Origin of the sequence: Bacillus sp. SIMBA_008, from assembly GCF_046535495.1 — a bacterium.
Classification (GTDB): Bacteria; Bacillota; Bacilli; order Bacillales; family Bacillaceae; genus Bacillus; species Bacillus subtilis.
Genome location: NZ_JAWRWL010000764.1, coordinates 1 through 258 on the forward strand (window position 1 = coordinate 1; position 258 = coordinate 258).

The following is a 258-nucleotide window of genomic DNA, read 5'->3' on the forward strand; positions in this document are numbered from 1 at the left end:
GTCGACGATCGTGCGTGCGACTTGCGCTTCATCCGCGCCGCGGCCGAAGTGATCGACGTAACGACCATTGCGATCAAGCAGGAACAAATAGGTCGAATGGTCCATTGTGTATTGGCCATGGGTCCCGTATGGCACTTTCTTGTAGTAGACATCGTAGTGGTCGGCGATCTCCTTGACCTGGTCCGGCGTGCCGGTCAGGCCTACGAAGTCGCGGCCGAACGCACTAACGTAGGCCTTCATGCGCGCCGGCGTGTCACG

Annotated in this window: 1 protein-coding gene; it reads right to left on the reverse strand. The window is 59.3% G+C overall.

Annotated elements, in window-relative coordinates; translation table 11 throughout:
• A partial coding sequence (locus SB658_RS25340) for an SCO family protein (protein ID WP_410603192.1) occupies positions 1 to 258 on the reverse strand: 258 nt, incomplete at both ends.